Here is a 17,608-nt window from a genome sequence, read left to right on the forward strand (position 1 = left end):
AACCTGGCCCCGCACGGGAGTTCACGTGAGAGGAGCCGAGTGGTACCCCAACGCGCCGCTGTCGCCGCGGTATTCGTCGTCAATGGCGGCCTGTACGGCGCCTGGGCCGCCCGGGTCCCGGCGCTCGCCGCCCAGACCGGCGCCGGGCCGGCGGAGCTGGGGCTCGCGCTGCTCGGCCCGAGCATCGCCATGATCGTCACCGCTCCGCTGGCGGCCCGCGCCTGCGCCGCGTGGGGTGCGCGGCTCGTCATCGCCGTGGCGCTCGCCGGCGCGTGCCTGGTGCTGCCGCTGCTGGGACTGGCCGGTTCCGTCCCGCTGCTCGGCGCGGGCCTCGCGGCGCTCGGCGCGCTCATGGGGACCGTCGACGTGGCGATGAACGTCGCCGCCGTCGCCGTCGTACGGGACCTGGACCGTCCACTGATGCCCTTCTTCCACGCCGGATTCAGCTTCGGCGGGCTCCTCGGCTCGCTGGGTGCCGGACTGGCCGCGGCGCTCTCCCTCACGCCGGCGCGGCACTTCTGCTTCGTCGCGGCGGCCGGACTGCTGGCGCTGCTCGTCACCGTGCGCTCGGTGCCCGGGGAGCGGCCCGGCCCGCAGGAGAAGGGCGAGGGTTCGTACCGGGCCGTCGTCTTCCGCAAGCGGCTGTGGCTGCTGGCGGCCGTGGCCCTGTGCGCGGCCGTCGCCGAGGGGACCTGCGCCGAGTGGTCCGCGCTCTTCCTCGTGGAGGAGCGTGCCGTCACCGAGTCGGTCGCGGCGACCGCCTATTCGGTCTTCTCCGTGACGATGGCGCTGACCAGGCTGTTCGGGGAGCGCGTCGAGGCCCGGTTCGGACCGCACCGGGTGCTGGCGGCCAGCGGGCTCGTCGCCGCCGCCGGGCTGGTCCTGACCGCGGCGGTCCCGCTCGGGGCCGTGGCGTACGCGGGTTTCGCCGTGGCGGGGGTCGGTCTGGCGTTCTGCTTCCCGGTGGCCATGGCCCTCGCGGGCGACGCGGGCCGCCGCTCCGACGGCGGCGGCGGCGAACGCGAACTCGGCTTCGTGACGACCGTCGCCTACGCGGGTTTCCTGGGCGGGCCGCCGATGATCGGCGGTGTCGCCGCGCTGACGAGCCTCACCGTCTCGATCGGCGTCGTCGGGCTGCTGGCCGCGCTGATCACCCCGGCCGCCCTCGCGGCACGGGAGCGCGGGGCGTCACCGAAGGGCACCGCTTCCCGCGAACTCGTCTGATACGGGCGGCACTTCGCACGCAGCGACCACACTCCTCGCGGGCCGCGGGAAGGCGCCGGACGCCGCTCAGCTCAGCGGCAGCGCGGCGTTGCCCACTCCGGCGCCGCCGTCCACGCTGAGGGACGCACCCGTGACCCAGCCCGCATCGGGCCCGCAGAGGAAGGCCACGGCCCCCGCGACGTCGTCGGGGGTGCCGGCGCGCGGCCAGGGCTGCCCGCCGCGGATCGAGCGCACGTAGTCGGCTCCGAGCGGATTCACCTCGCTGCCGACCTCGATGAAGCCGGGCGAGACGGCGTTGACGCTGATCTCGTGCTCGGCCATCTCCAGCGCGAAGGCCTTCGTCAGCATGTCCAGGCCCGCTTTCGACACGCAGTAGTGCGCCGCGCCGCGCCGCGCTCTCGTCGAGGCCCCGGAGCTGATGTTGACGATGTGCCCGCCGCGCCCCTGTCCGACGAGCCTGCGCGCGAACGCGCGGGAGAGCGAGAAGACGCCGGAGAGGTTCACGTCGAGGACCCGGTCCCAGGCGGCGTCCGTCATCTCCAGGAGCGGCGCGCTCGGGTACAGCCCGGCCGCGTTGACGAGGACGTCCAGCCCGTCCCACACCTCCCAGGCCTCGTCGACGAAGGCGGGCAGCGCCTCCCTGTCCGTCAGGTCCACGGTCAGGGGGACGACTTCCGCGGAGGTGCCCGACTCGGCCGCCACGGCCTCCAGCCGCTCCCGGCGGAAGTCGGCCAGTACGACACGTGCACCGTCGCGGCGCAGCCTGCGGGCGACGGCCGCGCCGATGCCGCCTGCCGCTCCGGTGATCAGGGCCCGGGGCCCTTCCGGTGATGCCGTCATCGTCACTCCACTCCTTCCGGGCCGCTGCCCGCAATGCCGTTCCCGTCTGCGGAGGCGCGCGAGCACGGCGGGCTCGCCCCGCCGTAGTCGGCACCGTCGAAGGCACTGTCCGCGTCGAAGCCGGCGCGCAACTCCTCGTACGCCGAACGGACTTCAGCGGCGGGGCGGCGCGGCCCGCGCGACGCCAGGACACGGCGCGCCTCTCCGGCTCCGCTTGCGAGCAGGTCGATCACGCACCAGGCGAGCAGCACCGCCGGTTCGACAGCCGCGGCGACGTGGTCCGTCACCCGGTAGTCGCGGCTGTGCGCGTCGCCTACCGCTCCCGAGGTGAACGGGTGCAGTACGGGCATCACTTCACCCAGGTCGCCCATGTCGGTGGAGGCACCGCGGTGCCACCCCTGGGCGACCGCCTCCCGCCCGAACATCGTCTCGGCGTTCGCACGGCACAGCTCGACGAGCACCGGATCCTGGTGGTGGGGCAGGTAGTTGAGCGTCGTCTCGGTCCTGGCCGCGGTCCCCAGTGCGAGAGCTCCGGAGCTCACCGCGCGGTCGACCGAGTCGCACGCGTGGCGCAACGCGTCGACCGTACGGGCACGAATCACGATGTCGAGCTCGGCACGGTCGGGGACCGCAGTGGGAGCCGAACCGCCGTACGGCATGACGGCGTTGACCCTGACCGCGTCCTCGTCACGGAAGGTGTCGCGCTGCGCGTCGATCGCGGCGAGCGTGAGCGTCGCGGACTTGAGGGCGTTGACGCCCCGCCACGGGGACGCACCGGCATGGCTGGCCCGCCCCTCGAACGAGACCCGCTTCACCACCGAGCCGTTGTGGCTGTCGCCCACCGAAAGCCGCGGGGCGTTCTCGCCGGAGGTGTGGCAGAGCATGGCCATGTCGACGTCGTCGAACGCGCCTCGTGCGATGAGGTCGGCCTTGCCGACGAGATGCCGCAGTTCGCCGGAGCGTACGAGCTCCCTCCTCCACTCCAGCTCCGTGCTCTCCTCGGCCGGTACGGCGAAGAAGACCACGTCGCCGTCCAGGTGCTCCCGTACGCAGGCGAGCCCGACAGCCGCCCCCAGCATGGAGGCGATCTGAGCGTGGTGGCCGCACGCGTGCGCCGCGCCCGTCCCCGGGTCGGCGAGCGGGTGACCGGGGAGCAGCAGCGCGTCCAGTTCGCCGAGGACCGCCGCGGTGGGGCCGCTGCCGCGGCCCTTCATACGCGCCTTGACGCCGGTGCGGGCCAGCCCCGTCTCGAAGGGCAGCCCCATGCCGTCGAACCAGTCGGCCACGAGCGCAGCGCCGTGCTCCTCACGGAAACCCGTCTCCGGGTGACGCTGCAGATACACGCTGACCTGCAGCAGACGGTCGCGGCGACGCTCGATGGCCTCCCGTGCCGCTCGCTTCAGCTCTCCGACTCCACCGGCCGGCTCCGCGGCATCGCCGGCGCCCTGCCCGCCGGACTTCAACTCAGCTCCGTGGCAGGCGAGTCGGCAGGTGTGCGCAGGTGGCGTCCGAGTCCCGCGCGGAACGCCGACGCGGTCTGCGGAGTGATCAGCGCACCGAGTACGGCCAGCCCGGCGCCGAACACCAGGAACGAGAAGGCGGCTTCGAAGGAGTAGCGCTCAGCGAGGAAACCCATCACGAATGGCGAGATGGCACCGGCCAGCTGACCTCCGAAGTTGACCATTCCGCCGCCGACGCCCGCGTATTCGGCGGGCAGCATGCGCAGCGGCAGCCCGAAGATCTGCATGTAGGCGAGGTACATCACCAGAGTTCCGCACGTCTCGAAGAGGATGAACTCCCCGGCGGTCTCGGCCCGCACCATGAACACCAGGAGCACGGCCGTCACCAGCATGACGGGGATCACGACCCTGCGGTGGTTCCCGCGCAGCCAGCGGTCGAAGACGTACCCGCCGAGAACCATGCTGACGGCCGCGCCGACCCACGGGATGCCCGCGAGCACGCCCGCGCCGGTCAGCGTGACGCCCTTGCTCTCGCGGAGGAACGTCGGCACCCAGGACACCAGGCCCCAGCCGATGATGTTGAACCCGCAGAACATCAGCGTGAAGCGCCACATCACCGACGAGCGCAGCAGGCACAGTGCGTCGCGTACCGGCACCTGGGCGGGAGCGGTCGCCTCGCCGGCGGTCTCCTCTTTCCCCTCGGTCCCGGCTGCCGGGGCCCCTGCGGGAGCGTCCGTACCGCTGTCCGCCACCTCCGTGGCGGACCGGGTGAGGGCCGGCGGAAGCCCCTTCCACAGCACCAGCACCATGGCCAGGCCCAGCAGGGCCACGGCGAAGAAGGCACCGCGCCAGCCGAAGGCGGCCACCAGCGGAGCGGCGACCATCGGCGCGATCGCCGCACCGAGGGGATTCGAGGCGGACATGACCCCGTTGGCGGTCAGCCGCTGCCTGCGGGTCGTGCGTTCGCTGACCGCCTTGATGCTGGCCGCGGGAAAGATGCCCTGGAGGGCGCCGAACGCCGCACGCAGGGCCAGCATCGACCCGAGGCCGCGAGCCAGCCCGCAGGCGGCCGTGAAGACGCTCCAGCCCGTGGCGGCCACCAGCATGGTGCGTTTCGCGCCCCAGCTGTCCGCCATGATCCCGCCGGGTATCTGGAACAGCGAGTACGTGATGAAGAACGCGGTGAGGACCAGCCCCTGCTCGGTCTCGCCGAGCGAGAACTCCTGGCCGATCTCCGGTAGGGCGAGGGTGATGACCAACCGGTCGATGTAGTCGACCAGCCAGGCAAGGAACAGCACGCCCACGCTCACTTTTGCCACTCGCGCGGCCGCCGGGCTCCGGACTGCCTTCTCCGTCTCCATCGTTCACCTCCACCAGCACACCGGGAGCCACCCGGCGGGAGTCCGGGCGCTTGCAGAGCAGTCTGCAAAGCCGGCGTCGCCGTTTGCTTGTGGAGGGCGACGAGGTTATCGCCGATCACTCATGCGGTGCTCCAAGTTCGTCGCCGGAGACGCCGTGCGCCGCACCGCCCGAAGCCCCCCGGCTCCCCGGGCCCCGGTTCTCGTCCGGGCCCGGGTCACGGCTCTCGTCCAGGCCCGGCGCGCGGCTGCCGGCCCGGCTCCCGTCGCGGCCCGGGTCCAGCGAGAAGAGCTGGACGCCCGCGCTCAGGCGCTCGTGGGGGTCGCCCAGGTCCAGGCCCGTCAGCTCCCGCACCCGCCCCAGCCGGTACCGCAACGTGTTCGGGTGGACGTTCAGCGCACGGGACGCGCTGCCCGTGTCCCCGAACGCGTCGAGGTAGGCGGCGAGGGTGGCGGTGTAGTCCGTGCCGCGCCGGCGGTCATGTGCGCGGAGCCGCGCCACCGGTCCTGCCTGCAGCCGCGAGTCGGCGGCGACCGTCTCGCTCAGCACGATCAGGTTCGCGGTGCCTCTGACGTCGCCGTACTCCGCCCACCTCTCCCCGGCCCTGCCCCGGCGCCTCAACGCCCGCACGACGAGCTCGGCCTCCATGCGGGAGGCCGCAAGTTCACCGAGGTGGGGAACGCTCGGGCCGATGCCGACGCGCAGCGGAACGCCGACCGCCTCGGCCACCGCGGTGGTGAGTCCTGCCGCGGCGCGCCGGACCGCCTCCGGCTCCGAGGCGCCGAGGAGGACGATCAGCACCCGGCCGGGTCCCGTCGTCGCCAGCGCCCGCCGGCGGTATCCGGCCAGCTGGCGCAGCGACTCCTCCCGTACGCGGTGCGCCACGGCGGGAAGGGCGGACGTCCGCCCTTCCCTTCCGCCGCCGGCGCCGTCCCCCTGCACCAGCTCCACCACGAGGACCGAAGCGGGAACGTCAGGCGGAACACCCAGGTGCGCCCCCGCGAGACGGGGATCCACCTCGCCGAGAAGGAGCCGCCCGATCAGCTCCTCGCTCAGCCGGTGCCTGGCCAGCTCTTCCTGGTCGAGTCCGAGCAGCCGGGCGGCGGCCACGGGCGCCGCCTCGGCCAGCAGCTCGGCGGCGTTGTCCGCGAGCAGCGGGCCGCTGCCCTCGGCCACCCAGATCGAACCGAGGTTCTCGCTGCCCGCCCGTACGGCGACGGCGAGCCTGCGCCCGGCGCCCAGTTCGGGTACGGCCGCGACATCGACGACACCGTCGTCCGACCACAGCCTGCGGTAGACGCCGAGCTCCGTCAGCTTGCTCCGGTAGCCGGGCGGGCCGTGCTGCTGCAGCACCGCCGCCCTGCGCATGTCGTCGTCGCCCTCGGTGAGCCGTGAGGCCGCCAGCAGCTCCTGACCCGGCGTGAAGATCATGACGGAGCCGTGCACGAGGTCGGCGAGGGTGTTCGCCAGGCCCGACAGGTCCTGCTGGCGAGCGAGTACGCCGGTCCGGCCGTGGCCGCCGCCGGCCCGCCCGTGCCGCGTGGCCGCCGCGAGTGCGAGCAGCGCCCTCAGCCTGCCGACGGCCTCGGCCCAGTCCAGCTCGGCCGACAGGCCCAGCAGCGCGACGCCGTACGACTCCGCGAGAGCGGCGGCGGAGGGCGGGGCGCCGCAGCGGTTCCTGACCACGACGGCTTTCGCGCCCGCCGTTGCGGCGGAGGCCAGCAGCGTCTCGAGGGCGGCGGCCTCGTCGGGCCCGGCGCCGCCGGAGCCGATGGCGAGCAGGAGGTCCGCGGTCTGCGCGACGGGGCCCCCGTCCGCCTCGCGCACCCCGACGCCCGAAACGGGGACCTCGAGCCCGTCGGGTGCGGCCCACACGTCCAGGCCCTCCGGACCGAGGGATTCGACGACGGCCGCAAGCGTCACCGGCTCGCCGCTCACGGCTTCAGCGGCCTTGTGCTCCGCCATGAGGGATCAGCTCCAAAGCTTGGTCTCCGGCACAGACTTTCGCATGCCGACCGGCGGCGATGCTGAGGGAGCGTCCCCCGGACGCCCACGTACCGCCCCGGCGACCGCGGCAGAGGAGCCTCGCTGTGCCAGACCCCACCGTGCCCGACCCGAAGGTCTACCTCGAAGAGCTGACGTCGCGCGGCCCCGAGATGCTCGACGACCTGGAGTCGCTGGTCAGCGCCGAGTCGCCCTCTTCCGACCCGGCTGCTCTGCGGTCGTGCCGGGACGTCCTGGAGGAGATGGGCACCAGGCTGCTCGGCCGGCGGCCGACGGTCCTGCCGGACTCCGGCGGACCGGACACGGGGGACGGACCGGCCACACCCGGCGGCCTGCTCTGGCGGCTGGGTCCGGCGGACCGCCGTCCCGTACTGCTCGTCGGCCACTTCGACACGGTCTGGCCGCTCGGCACCCTGCGCCGCCGTCCGTTCACGGTCCAGGACTCCCGCGCACTGGGCCCCGGCGTCTTCGACATGAAGGCGGGCCTCGTGCAGGGCCTCCACGCGCTGGCCCGGCTGCGCGCGACGACGGGTGCCGACCCGGCCGTCGCCTTCCTCGTCACCTCCGACGAGGAGGTCGGCTCACCGCTCGGCGGCCCAGTCGTCACGGAGTGGGCGCGTGCGTCGCGCACCGCACTGGTGCTGGAGGGCGCGGCCGGAGACGGCGCGCTCAAGCACGCCCGCAAGGGCTGGTCCTTCTACGACATCTCCGTGCGGGGAAGGGCGGCACACGCGGGACTCGACCCGCTCGAAGGCCGCAACGCGCTGGTCGACCTGGCCAGAGTCGTCGTCGATCTGGAACGGCTGGGTTCCGCCGACGGGGAGACCACCGTGACCCCGACGACGGCTTCCGCCGGGACCACCCAGAACACCGTGCCCGAGCACGCCCGGGTGATGGTCGACGTACGGTCGCCGGACTCGGCGGCGCAGGAGCAGCTCGACGCCGCACTGCGCCGGCTCGTCGCGGACACGGCCCGGCTTCCGTTCGAGATCGGCGGCGGGATCAACAGGCCGCCGCTGGAGCAGGCCCACGCGCGCGAGCCTCTCCGGCTCGCCCGGACCGCCTGTGCGCGGCTCGGCCTGCCGTGGCCGGGCTCGGCGCGCGTGGGCGGAGTGTCCGACGGGAACCTGTGCGCGGCCACCGGGACCCCGACCCTGGACGGGCTGGGCGCCGTCGGCGGCGGTGCGCACGCCGAACACGAGTGGGCCGACGTCACCCGCCTCCCCGAACGCGCCGCGCTGGTGGGCATGATGACCGCGCTGCTCGACGCGGAGGCCCCGCACCCCGGCGTGTGACCGGCCGGCCTCGGACCCCCGCCCGGGCGTACCAAGGCGGGACCCGGGTGGCGAAAGCAGCGAGCGGCGGACGTAGGAGCCGCGGGCACGCGGGGCGCGCCCCGCCCCGGACGTCAGTCGGCCACGGGAGCAGGCGCTTCGGCGCGCGTGACGCGGATCTTGGACTGCCCGTGCGGCAGCTTCTCCCAGTCGTCCATGAAGCGCGCGGTCAGCCCGTGCTTCTCCGCGAGGGCCGTCAGCGTCTCCGTCCTGTAATAGAAGTCCTCGCGCAGCACCTGGTGTTCGGCGCCCTCCGTGCGGTCGAAGGTGAAGTCGAAGAAGCCGCGGGGCGTCAGGATGCGCGCGACGTTCGCGAAGCACTCGTCGATGACCTCGATCGGGGAGTGCGAGAAGACGCTGTGGGCGTGCACGACGTCGAAGTGGCCGTCCGGGAGGAAGTCGAAGGTCAGGTCGTGGGTGAGGGTCAGGTGCGGCAGCTTGTCCTGCAGTTCGTACCGGGCCAGGGTCTTCTTCGCGGCGATGAGGATGTCGGGCGAGATGTCGATGCCGTAGTAGTTGCCCGCGTCCAGGTACTGGATGAACCGCCAGCCCGCGCGGAGGTTGCCGCAGCCGATGTCCAGCATGCGGTGCTCCTTCTGCAGTCCGTGCTCGACGAGGAAGTCGAACTGCATCTGCCCCAGGGCCAGCCACCGGTCGTGGCTGCGGCTGCCGACGGCCGCCTCCGGGTTCGCGGCCGTGTCGGACGCCATCACCGCCCGGTAGTAGTCGACGTGGTCCGGGTACTTGAACCTCAGCCAGCGGTCGCGCAGCGCACGGCGGATGTAGGGGACGACCCGCGCCGGGTTCCGCAGTGCGTAGGCGGCCTTGTGCGACAGCCGTGCGCGGTTCGCCGCGAGAGAGCGCGGGGTCTTCTTGGGCATCAGGACGTACTCCTTCGGTGCTGCGGTCTCCCCGCCGGTGCCCGATGCGGGCCGTTCGGGGTGAGTTGGGACGGGACAAACCGAATGACCCGTCATGTCTGGCATCCGCGGCCGAGCGTAGAGCAGCGCACGGCCGGGCACGGACGCGCGACAAGGGGCCTTTTCTGCGATTCATGCGCGTTCGTGCCGCGCGGGACGCCGCGCCCCCCGCGGCGGAAGGGGCTCCCGGGGCGCCGCGCGGCGGGGCCGGTTCAGGCCGCGGCGCGGGCGTCCGCGGCGCCCGGCCACGGCATCCGCGGTGCCGCCCGCGGAGGCCCGTGCCGCGACGACTCCGCTCTCGTAGGCGAAGACCACGGCCTGCGTGCGGTCCCGCAGCGACAGCTTCATCAGGACGCGGCCGACGTGGGTCTTCACCGTCGACTCGGCCAGGTCGAGGTGGCCGGCGATCTCACCGTTCGACAGGCCCTGCGCCACCAGGGCCTGCACGTGCGTCTCCCTCTCCGTGAGCCCGGCGACCCGCTCCTCGAGCGGTGCGCGCAGGGCGGCGTCCTCGCTGGTGAGCCGGCTGAACTCGGTGATGAGACGGCGGATGACGGGAGGCGCCGGCAGCGCACCGCCGGCGGCGACGGCCCTGACGCCCTCGGCGAGCCGCGCCACGGGGGCGTCCTTGAGCAGGTAACCCCCCGCTCCCGCCTTCAGCGCCTTGTAGACGTACTCGTCGAGGTGGTACGTCGTCAGGATCAGCACCTTGGTGGCGGGGGCACGCGCACGATCTCGCGTGTGGCCTCCAGACCGCTCATGACGGGCATCCGCACGTCGGGCAGGGCGACGTCCGGGCGGAGCGCGAGGACCGCCTCGACGGCCTCCCGCCTGTCGGCCGCCTCACCCGCGACCTCGAAGCCGGGGCGGCTGCCCAGCAGAACGGACAGGCCCTCGCGCACCGTCATCTGGTCGTCGGCTGTCAGCACGCGGATGCTGCCCGCGTCAGCCACCGGGTTCCTCCGTTCCGCAGGCCGGCAGGAAGGCCGCGACCTCGAAGCCGCCCTCGCCGGCGGGTCGTAAGGCCAGCCGCCCGCCCAGCATCGCGACGCGCTCCCGCATGCCCGTGAGTGCGTGTCCCTCACCCGTCTCCCGCGGAGTCCGCTCCGTGGCGGGTTCCGTGGCGGGGCCGTTCACGACGGTGACGCCCAACCCCTCCCGCGCATGGTCGAGTTCCACTCGGACGGGTGACCCGGGAGCGTGCCGCAGGGCGTTGCTCAGCTCCTCCTGGACGGTGCGGTACGCCGACGAGCTCCACTCCGCGCGGCAGTTCGCGCACAGCGCCCCGCACCGTCTCCTCGACGGGCACCCCGGTCGCACGCACCCGCTCCAGCAGCGTCACCAGGTCGGCGGGCCCGGGCTGCGGAGCCTCCGCGGCACCGGCGGTCACGCCGTCCCCGCCGGCGGCCGGCTCGGCCCGTACCGCTCCGAGGACCCGCCGCAGCTCCGCGAGCGCGGCGACCGCGTTCTCCCTGACGGCGGCGATGGACATGTGGTGTACGACGACGTCGTGCAACTCCCGTGCGACGACCGCCCGTTCCTTCAGCAGGATGCGCCCGGAGCGTTCCGCCTCGGTCGCCGCCGCGTGCGCGGCCGCCTCCTCGCGTGCCTGCCGCCGCCCCGTGGCGACGGCGCACACCAGCGGCATGCCGCCGCAGAGCAGGGCCAGCACGACGTCCCTAGCACGTACGGGCCGAAGAGTCCGCCGCCGGCATCAGCACGAGCGCCCACAATCCGAGCGCGGCGCGGAGGCCGAGCCGCAGCCCCAGCACGACCTGGAGCGCCGCGAACGCGAGGATCCCCGCCCACGCCCACGGCCTCACCTCGCTCCCGTACTGGAAGGCGCCTTCGGTGAGTTCGGCGAAGGTGAACGGCGCGGTCACACCGCCGGGACGGGCGAGGCCGAGTCCCAGCAGCGGGCCAGCAGCAGCCAGCCCGACAGCACCGGCAGCACCGGCAGGCAGAGTGCCGCCAGCAGCGCGAGCGGCACCAGGACACTGCCCGCGGCAGCGGCAGCGTCGGGGACGCCGGACCTCCTGCAGCGAGGAGACGAGCGCCGTCAGCGCCACGACAGCGGCGTGCGACGCCCCGCGCGGCGGGCGGGAGCCGTCGTGCCGGAGGCAGCGGGCGGGGGACGGAGGCGTCACGGACCAGGTCGCGGAAGAGGCCGCGCAGGACGCCCGACAGCCACCGGCGGAACAGCGCGGCAGCGGTCCCGGGCTGCGGCACCCGGCCCGCCGGTACGGGTACCGCCGCGGCCACCGCCCGTCCAGAGGGCGGCGGGAGCGCGGTCAGGCGCTCGCTGTGGTCGGTCCGGAATCATGCGGCGACGATACGGAGACCGGCGGGCCCGGCATCCGCCCCAGGTGCCATCACGTGATCTCCCCCTCAGGTACTACACACGAGGGCCGTCCCGGACGCAGGCTGGAAGTCCGCCGCGGAGCCCAGCGCCCGCCCCAACCGGCTGAAAGGAACCACCGTGCGCGTCGCCGTCCTGGACGACTACCAGCGGGCAGCCCACCACTTCGCCGACTGGCAGAGCCTGGACGCCGAAGTCACCTTCTTCCACGAGCACTTGGCGGACACCGACGCTCTCGTCGAAGCGCTCCGCGGTTATGGGGCCGTCGTCGCGATGCGCGAGAGGACCCCGTTCACCGCCGAACGCCTCGCGCGCCTCCCCGACCTGCGCCTGCTGGTGACGACGGGCATGGCGAACGCCTCCATCGATCTGGACGCGGCCCGCGAGCACGGCGTGACGGTCTGCGGCACCCAGAGCCCCGCCACCGCGACGCCCGAACTCACCTGGGGGCTCATCCTCTCCCTCGTGCGGCACATCCCCGCCGAATCCACCGGGATGCGCGAAGGGCAGTGGCAGAACACCATCGGCGGGGACCTGGCCGGACGCACCCTCGGCCTCGTCGGCTTCGGGAGGCTCGGTACGCGCGTCGCCGCCGTCGCCCAGGCGTTCGGCATGCGCGTACTCGCCTGGAGCGCCAACCTCGATCCGGCCACCGCCCGCGAGCACGGCGCGGAACCCGTCGGCAAGCGGACCCTCTTCTCCGAGTCCGACGTGATCAGCCTCCACTACAAGCTCAGCGAGCGCAGCGCCGGAATCGTCGGACGCGAGGAGCTGTCCTGGATGAAGCCGACCGCGTACCTCGTCAACACCTCGCGCGGCCCGCTCATCGACACCGGCGCCCTCATCGACGCCCTGTACGAGGGCCGTATCGCGGGCGCGGGGCTCGACGTGTACGACATGGAGCCGCTGCCCGCCGACGACCTGCTGCGCACCGCGCCCCGTACCGTCCTGACCCCGCACCTCGGCTACGTCACCGAGGAGACGTACCGCGTCTTCTACGGGCAGGCCGCCGAGGACGTGGCCGCCTGGCTCGCGGGCACGCCGCTGCGCACGCTGACGCCCTGAGCCGCCCCGGCCGCCCCCTCGACGGGCTCGCCCCCGGCCGCAGGCGCCCGCCCGCCCATCGGGCCTTCCCGACGGGCGGGCGGCGCCGCCCGGTGAGACAGTGCCTGGTAGTGCCAGGTGAGGCCCGGGAGGTCGCGGTATGGCGAAGCGAGTGGTGGCCGATTCCTACGGCGGACCGGAGGTGCTCTCCCTCGTCGACGTGGAGGTGCCGCCTCCGGGCCGGGGTGAGGTGACCGTCCAGGTGAAGGCCGCGGGCGTCAACCCGGTGGACTACAAGCTGTACGGCGGAGCCTTCGGGTCGGACCCCTCGTCGCTGCCGATGCCGGTGGGGCAGGAGCTCGCCGGGGTCGTGACCGCCGTCGGGGAGGACGCCGAGGGGCCGGGCGGGCGGCTGTCCGTCGGTGACGAGGTGATCGCCTTCCAGATCTCCGGCGCGTACGCCACCGACGTGACCGTCCCCGCCTCCCAGGTCGTGCCCAAGCCCCCCGAGCTGAGCTGGGAGAAGGCGGCGGGACTGCTGCTGACGGGAGCCACCGCCGTCCACGCCCTCGCCGTCGTGGGGGTGTCGCAGGGCGACACGATCCTCGTGCACGGGGCGTCAGGAGGCGTGGGGCTCATGGCCGTGCAGCTCGCCGTCGCGGTCGGGGCGAAAGTGGTCGGGACGGCCGGCGAGGAGCGCCAGGAGCTCGTCCGGCGCTACGGCGCCACGCCCGTGGTCTACGGCGCTGGGCTGGAGGAGCGGGTGCGTGCCGCCGCGCCGGAGGGCGTGCACGCGGCGGTCGACACCGCCGGGACGGCGGAGGCGGTGGACGTCTCCCTCGCCCTGGTCCCGGATCCCTCCCGGATCGTGTCCGTCATCGCCTTCGACCGTGCCGACACGGGGATCAAGCTCATCGGCAACGGCCCCGGCGCGGACCCCGGAACCAAGATCCGGAGCGACGCCTGGCGCGACCTGGTGCCCCTGGCGCGCGGCGGCATGGTCGACGTCGTCGTCGCCCGCACCTACCCGCTGAGCGAGGCGGCGGAGGCCCACCGCTTCCTCGCGGAGGGCCACCCCGGCGGCAAGGTCGTCCTGCTGCCCTGAGCGGAAGAGCCTTACCGCTGCCGGGACGGGCGGGGCCCGGCGTCCTACAGCCGGGCCTTGAGGAACTCCAGGGTCCGCTCCCACGCGAGCCGCGCCGAGTCCGGGTCGTAGGTGCCCAGATGGTCCTCCTCGTTCGCGAAGGCGTGCCCGGCCGGATAGCGGTGGACCGTCATCAGCGCCCCCGACTCCGCCCGGATGCGCGCGGCGATCTCCTCGGCGCGGGCCGGTGAGGCGTTCTCGTCGAACTCGCCGTAGTGGCCCATGATTTCGGCGCGCATCCCGGAGAAGTCGGCCTCGTCGTCGCCCGTCACGCCGTAGTACGGGACGGCCGCGGCGATCCGCTCCCCGGCGGCCGCGGCCAGCGCCAGGACGAAGCCGCCGCCCATGCAGAAGCCGACGGCTCCGACCGCGTCGCCGCGCACGGCCTCGTGGGCGAGCAACCAGTCGACAGCGCCGGAGAGTTCGCCCACCGCCCTGGCCATCGGCACCTCCGAGGCGAGCCGGGCGGCGTCGTCGCTGTCGTGCGTCGTACGTCCGCCGTACAGGTCGGGGGCCAGGGCGACGTACCCCGCGGCGGCGAGATCGTCGGTCACCGAGGCGATCTGGTCCGTCAGCCCCCACCACTCCTGGATGACGACGACGCCGGGGCCGGTGCCGGCCGGGGGCAGTGCGAGGTAGCCGTAGACGTCGACGCCGTCGGCGGTGAAGCGGAGGTTCTGGCGCAGCGGGGGTGCGGACACGAGGGGCAGCCTTTCGGTCAGCTCGGCGGAGGCGGGGGGCGGTTCGGCGGGGCGGGTAACCCGTCACCGCCGGAGATCACCTCCAGGGGCCCGTCTGCCTCAGCGCATTGCGCCCGGCGCCCGCTCCGGTCGGCGCCCGCCGCGTCAGTGGAGCAGTTCCAGCCCCACCACGCCCGCGACGATGAGCAGCAGGCAGATCAGCCGTGCCGCCGTCACCGGTTCGCCGAGCACCGCCATGCCGTACAGGGCCGTGCCGACCGCGCCGGTGCCCACCCACACCCCGTAGGCGGTGCCGAGCGGAATGTGCGTCACCGCGTAGGAGAGGCCGAGCATGCTGGCGGCCAGAGCGCCGACGAACAGCAGCGACGGCCACAGCCTGTGGAAGTTGCCGGACGCCTGCAGGGCGCCCGCCCACACGGTCTCCAGCACTCCGGAGACGATGAGGACGGCCCAGGCCAGGCCCATGCGTCCACCTCCGCTCACCGCCGGCGGCGCCCACCGCCGCCGGTGCCGCTCCGCTCCCGCTCTCTCCGGCTCAGTCGATCACACGGACGGAGGGAGCGCCCAGCCGGCCCAGGCGGGCAGCGCCCCGGCAGCCGTGTCTGCCCGCGCCGGGGAGGTACGCCGACCGGAGCCCGGCAGCCGGGACCGGCCGCCGGCGCCGGGCGGCGCGGCCTCCTGCCCGCACGGCATCGCCTTCGCCCCGTACCGCGCCCTGCGGCTCACCCGCGGCTCTGGACGGGACGGTAGCGAACCCGGCAGCCGCGACGGGCAGTTCGGCGCCGCCGCGGCGGGACGGCGGCGGCATCGGCGTACGAGGACGCAGAGCGCTGTGCGCCCGGCCCCTGGCGGGAGCAGGGCGCACAGCGTCAGTCACCGCCCGTCCTTACGCGTAGGGGTTCTTGTGCCACTTCCCCTTCGCGCAGGTGTCGCCGGCACCCACCCCACTCGTCGTTCTTGCAGGCCCACACGCGCGAGCACCCCTTCGACAGTCAGCGTCACGACCGCACGGCGGTTGGATCCACAACCTTCGGCATAGGCGGAAGGACACCGCGGAGCCGGTGGCCCGTCAACTCGCCGGGGGCTCCGCCTGCCGGGGAACGTCCTGCACACGGCGGCGCGGCGCCTGCCTGCTCCGCCGCTTCGCCGGGGCGTGCGCCCGCACCATCAGCGTGCCGACGTTGTCCGGCTCGGGCGCCGGGAGGACGTACGCGTCGATGTCGGTGTAACCGCTCTTCGCGAGCAGCTCCGTCCACATGTCGGGGGAGTAGGACCAGCGCAGGACCGGCAGCCTGCGGCCGCTGAGGCCGTTGCCGTACATCGCCTGCGGCCCGTAGAAGCCGTCGATGGGCTCGGCCTGCGAGAGAGCGAGCAGGCCGCGCGGCGCGAGGCGGCGGGCGACCAGCGGCACGAGGACGGCGGGGTCGGTGAACCAGGCGGCGCCCCAGCGCGAGTAGACCGCGTCGTACGTCGTGGCGGTGCTGGCGAGGTACTCGCACGCCTCCGCGTTCACGAACGAGAGACCGGGCGTGCCCTCCCACCACAGGCGGGCGCGCGCGACCTGCGCGGGGGAGAAGTCGACCGCCGTCACCTCCACGCCCCGGCACGCCAGGAAGTACGCCTCCTTCCCCTCGGCGGAGCCCAGTTCGAGCGCGGTGCGCGGCTCCCTCAGGAAGTCCGCGCCGGGGCCGTGCCCCGGGTACTGCGTCCATTCGAACGAGTCGACCGCGGGGGGCGGCGGCTCGCCCTCCCCCTTGTGCGGCTTGTACGTGTTCCAGTACTCCGGGAGGCTCTCGGACGTGAGCGGCATTGCGGTTCCTCGGGAGGCGCGGGGCAAAGGTGTCACCTGGCTGGAACCGTAGGGTTCACGCGCCGCCGGCCGGGGGCGGTACGGGAGGGGTTCACCCGAAAGTGCCCCGGGCGGGCACGTGCGGTGCGCGCGGGGCGGCAGGCCGCACGGGCCCCACGTTGAAGCACCGTCCGTCCGCCGGAAGTCGGGCACAGTCGGCGCGTGCCGGACGGCCGTCCCTGAGGCGGCTGGGGCCCGACGGGTCAGGGCAGGACGACCGTCACGCCTGCCGTCCCTCCCGTTCCGGGAGAGCCCATGCCGGCCAGTGCCTCCGCCGCGTCGGAGAGGCCGATGCGCCTGCGCAGCAGGCGGTCCGGGCGCACCGCGCCGGACTCCAGCAGCCCCAACAGCGCCGGGTATTCGTGCGCCTGGACGCCGTGACTGCCGAGGACCTCCAGTTCCCAGGCGACGACCCGGTCCATGGGGATGCCGACGGCCGCCTGCTCCGGCGGCAGCAGCCCCACCTGCACGTGCCGCCCGCGCCGCCGGAGGCTGCGGACGGACGCCGAGCACGTCTCGGGACGCCCGAGGCAGTCGAGCGACAAGTGGGCGCCTCCGCCGGTGAGTTCGGCGACTGCCGCAGCGGGGTCGTCCACCGCCGAGGCGTCCACCACGGCCTCCGCTCCCAGTTCGCGGGCGAGTTCGAGCGCCGCCGACGAGACGTCCACCGCGACGACCCGCGCACCGCAGGACGCGGCGATCGTCACGGCCGACAGTCCGGCCCCTCCGCAGCCCCAGACCGCGACGGACTCCCCTGCCGACGCCCGCCCCTGGCGCAGCGTCGCCCGGAACGCCGTGCCGAACCGGCAGCCGAGGGACGCGGCGGTCGCCGTGTCCACGAAGCCGGGGAGCGGGACGAGGTTGTGCTCGGCGTGGTCGACCGCCACGTACTGCGCGAAGGAGCCCCAGTGCGTGAAGCCGGGCTGCGTCTGCCGCTCGCACACCTGCTGGTTGCCGGTCGCGCACTCCGGGCACGCCCCGCAGCCGCACACGAAGGGCACGGTCACGCGTCGCCCCACCCACGAGTCGCGCACTCCCGCCCCGACGGCGGCCACCGTTCCCGCGAATTCGTGCCCGCCGACGTGCGGCAGCCGCACACCGGAGTCGTGCCCCTGCCAGGCATGCCAGTCGCTGCGGCACAACCCGGTGGCCGCCACTTCGATGACGGCCCCTCCGGGCGCGGGGGCGGGGTCCGGTACGTCGCGGAGTCCGGGGAGCTTCCCGAACTCGTCGTAGAGCAGTGCCTTCACAGCGGGGCAGTATGGCAGTCCCGCACGGCGGCGCCCGGAGCGTGCCGGGTACGCGCGGGCAGAGCACAGGCGGCGCGACCGGGCCGGAGCCCACGGCGCGGCGGTGGGACGAATCGGACC

15 protein-coding genes and 1 pseudogene are annotated in these 17,608 nt (G+C 74.0%); 4 read left to right on the top strand and 12 right to left on the bottom strand.

Annotated elements, in window-relative coordinates; genetic code table 11:
- The first annotated feature begins 39 nt into the window (after positions 1 to 39).
- Positions 40 to 1,224, top strand: coding sequence for an MFS transporter (locus tag IEY56_RS11835; RefSeq protein ID WP_229711816.1), 1,185 nt, complete (start codon positions 40 to 42; stop codon positions 1,222 to 1,224).
- 66 nt (positions 1,225 to 1,290) lie between these two features.
- Here IEY56_RS11835 and IEY56_RS11840 read toward each other — a convergent pair whose 3' ends face one another.
- The 4 genes from IEY56_RS11840 to IEY56_RS11855 form a co-directional block, all read right to left on the bottom strand.
- Positions 1,291 to 2,064, bottom strand: coding sequence for an SDR family NAD(P)-dependent oxidoreductase (locus tag IEY56_RS11840; RefSeq protein ID WP_189037122.1), 774 nt, complete (start codon positions 2,062 to 2,064; stop codon positions 1,291 to 1,293).
- A 2-nt stretch (positions 2,065 to 2,066) separates the two neighbouring features.
- Positions 2,067 to 3,527 (bottom strand): amidohydrolase, encoded by a 1,461-nt coding sequence (locus tag IEY56_RS11845; RefSeq protein ID WP_189037123.1) that lies wholly within the window; start codon positions 3,525 to 3,527, stop codon positions 2,067 to 2,069.
- Positions 3,524 to 4,885, bottom strand: coding sequence for an MFS transporter (locus tag IEY56_RS11850; RefSeq protein WP_229711817.1), 1,362 nt, complete (start codon positions 4,883 to 4,885; stop codon positions 3,524 to 3,526). Before IEY56_RS11850 ends, IEY56_RS11845 begins: the two co-directional genes overlap by 4 nt.
- Positions 4,886 to 5,000: 115 nt before the next feature.
- Positions 5,001 to 6,848 carry a PucR family transcriptional regulator gene (locus tag IEY56_RS11855; protein WP_189037125.1) on the bottom strand — a complete coding sequence of 616 codons (1,848 nt, stop codon included), beginning with the start codon at positions 6,846 to 6,848 and terminating at the stop codon, positions 5,001 to 5,003.
- Between the two features lie 125 nt (positions 6,849 to 6,973).
- Here IEY56_RS11855 and IEY56_RS11860 point away from each other — a divergent pair, with 125 nt between their 5' ends.
- On the top strand, positions 6,974 to 8,182 hold the full coding sequence (locus IEY56_RS11860) for a M20 family metallopeptidase (RefSeq protein WP_229711818.1): 1,209 nt from the start codon (positions 6,974 to 6,976) through the stop codon (positions 8,180 to 8,182).
- Positions 8,183 to 8,295: 113 nt separating this feature from the next.
- Here the strand turns inward: IEY56_RS11860 and IEY56_RS11865 are convergent, their stop codons facing one another.
- The 4 genes and pseudogenes from IEY56_RS11865 to IEY56_RS11880 all read right to left on the bottom strand — a co-directional run bounded on the left by IEY56_RS11865 (position 8,296) and on the right by IEY56_RS11880 (position 11,024).
- Positions 8,296 to 9,102: a class I SAM-dependent methyltransferase gene (locus IEY56_RS11865; protein ID WP_189037126.1), complete on the bottom strand. Its 807-nt coding sequence runs from the start codon at positions 9,100 to 9,102 to the stop codon at positions 8,296 to 8,298.
- Between the two features lie 324 nt (positions 9,103 to 9,426).
- A pseudogene (locus tag IEY56_RS11870) lies at positions 9,427 to 10,049 on the bottom strand (response regulator); the annotation flags it as partial.
- A 37-nt stretch (positions 10,050 to 10,086) separates the two neighbouring features.
- Positions 10,087 to 10,461: an ATP-binding protein gene (locus IEY56_RS29065; RefSeq protein WP_373292069.1), complete on the bottom strand. Its 375-nt coding sequence runs from the start codon at positions 10,459 to 10,461 to the stop codon at positions 10,087 to 10,089.
- A gap of 359 nt (positions 10,462 to 10,820) precedes the next feature.
- Positions 10,821 to 11,024, bottom strand: a complete 204-nt coding sequence (locus IEY56_RS11880; RefSeq protein WP_189037128.1) for a hypothetical protein — start codon at positions 11,022 to 11,024, stop codon at positions 10,821 to 10,823.
- A 596-nt stretch (positions 11,025 to 11,620) separates the two neighbouring features.
- On the opposite strand from IEY56_RS11880, the gene IEY56_RS11885 reads away from it, so the two are divergent.
- Both IEY56_RS11885 and IEY56_RS11890 read left to right on the top strand, forming a co-directional pair.
- Complete coding sequence (locus IEY56_RS11885; RefSeq protein WP_189037129.1) at positions 11,621 to 12,565, top strand: D-2-hydroxyacid dehydrogenase family protein; 945 nt, start codon at positions 11,621 to 11,623, stop codon at positions 12,563 to 12,565.
- A gap of 139 nt (positions 12,566 to 12,704) precedes the next feature.
- Entirely contained in the window at positions 12,705 to 13,649 is a 945-nt protein-coding gene (locus tag IEY56_RS11890) for a quinone oxidoreductase family protein (protein WP_189037130.1), read from the top strand.
- 44 nt (positions 13,650 to 13,693) lie between these two features.
- Here IEY56_RS11890 and IEY56_RS11895 read toward each other — a convergent pair whose 3' ends face one another.
- The 4 genes from IEY56_RS11895 to IEY56_RS11910 all read right to left on the bottom strand — a co-directional run bounded on the left by IEY56_RS11895 (position 13,694) and on the right by IEY56_RS11910 (position 17,488).
- Positions 13,694 to 14,398: a dienelactone hydrolase family protein gene (locus IEY56_RS11895; protein WP_373292074.1), complete on the bottom strand. Its 705-nt coding sequence runs from the start codon at positions 14,396 to 14,398 to the stop codon at positions 13,694 to 13,696.
- Between the two features lie 135 nt (positions 14,399 to 14,533).
- A complete protein-coding gene (locus IEY56_RS11900; RefSeq protein WP_229711820.1) occupies positions 14,534 to 14,854 on the bottom strand; it encodes a DMT family transporter in 321 nt (106 codons plus the stop codon).
- A 604-nt stretch (positions 14,855 to 15,458) separates the two neighbouring features.
- Positions 15,459 to 16,199 carry a class I SAM-dependent methyltransferase gene (locus IEY56_RS11905; RefSeq protein WP_189037131.1) on the bottom strand — a complete coding sequence of 247 codons (741 nt, stop codon included), beginning with the start codon at positions 16,197 to 16,199 and terminating at the stop codon, positions 15,459 to 15,461.
- A 242-nt stretch (positions 16,200 to 16,441) separates the two neighbouring features.
- The gene (locus tag IEY56_RS11910) at positions 16,442 to 17,488 is read right to left on the bottom strand and encodes a zinc-dependent alcohol dehydrogenase family protein (RefSeq protein WP_189037132.1); all 1,047 of its coding nucleotides are present in this window, start codon (positions 17,486 to 17,488) and stop codon (positions 16,442 to 16,444) included.
- Positions 17,489 to 17,608 lie beyond the last annotated feature (120 nt).

This window comes from Streptomyces daqingensis (assembly GCF_014645895.1).
Classification (GTDB): Bacteria; Actinomycetota; Actinomycetes; order Streptomycetales; family Streptomycetaceae; genus Streptomyces; species Streptomyces daqingensis.

Excerpts from the sequence above, each read along its gene's own strand:
- IEY56_RS11840 (WP_189037122.1), bottom strand. The coding sequence starts at position 2,064 with ATGACGGCATCACCGGAAGGGCCCCGGGCCCTGATCACCGGAGCGGCA.
- IEY56_RS11850 (WP_229711817.1), bottom strand. The coding sequence starts at position 4,885 with ATGGAGACGGAGAAGGCAGTCCGGAGCCCGGCGGCCGCGCGAGTGGCA.
- IEY56_RS11855 (WP_189037125.1), bottom strand. The coding sequence starts at position 6,848 with ATGGCGGAGCACAAGGCCGCTGAAGCCGTGAGCGGCGAGCCGGTGACG.
- IEY56_RS11865 (WP_189037126.1), bottom strand. The coding sequence starts at position 9,102 with ATGCCCAAGAAGACCCCGCGCTCTCTCGCGGCGAACCGCGCACGGCTG.
- IEY56_RS11890 (WP_189037130.1), top strand. The coding sequence starts at position 12,705 with ATGGCGAAGCGAGTGGTGGCCGATTCCTACGGCGGACCGGAGGTGCTC.
- IEY56_RS11900 (WP_229711820.1), bottom strand. The coding sequence starts at position 14,854 with ATGGGCCTGGCCTGGGCCGTCCTCATCGTCTCCGGAGTGCTGGAGACC.
- IEY56_RS11905 (WP_189037131.1), bottom strand. The coding sequence starts at position 16,199 with ATGCCGCTCACGTCCGAGAGCCTCCCGGAGTACTGGAACACGTACAAG.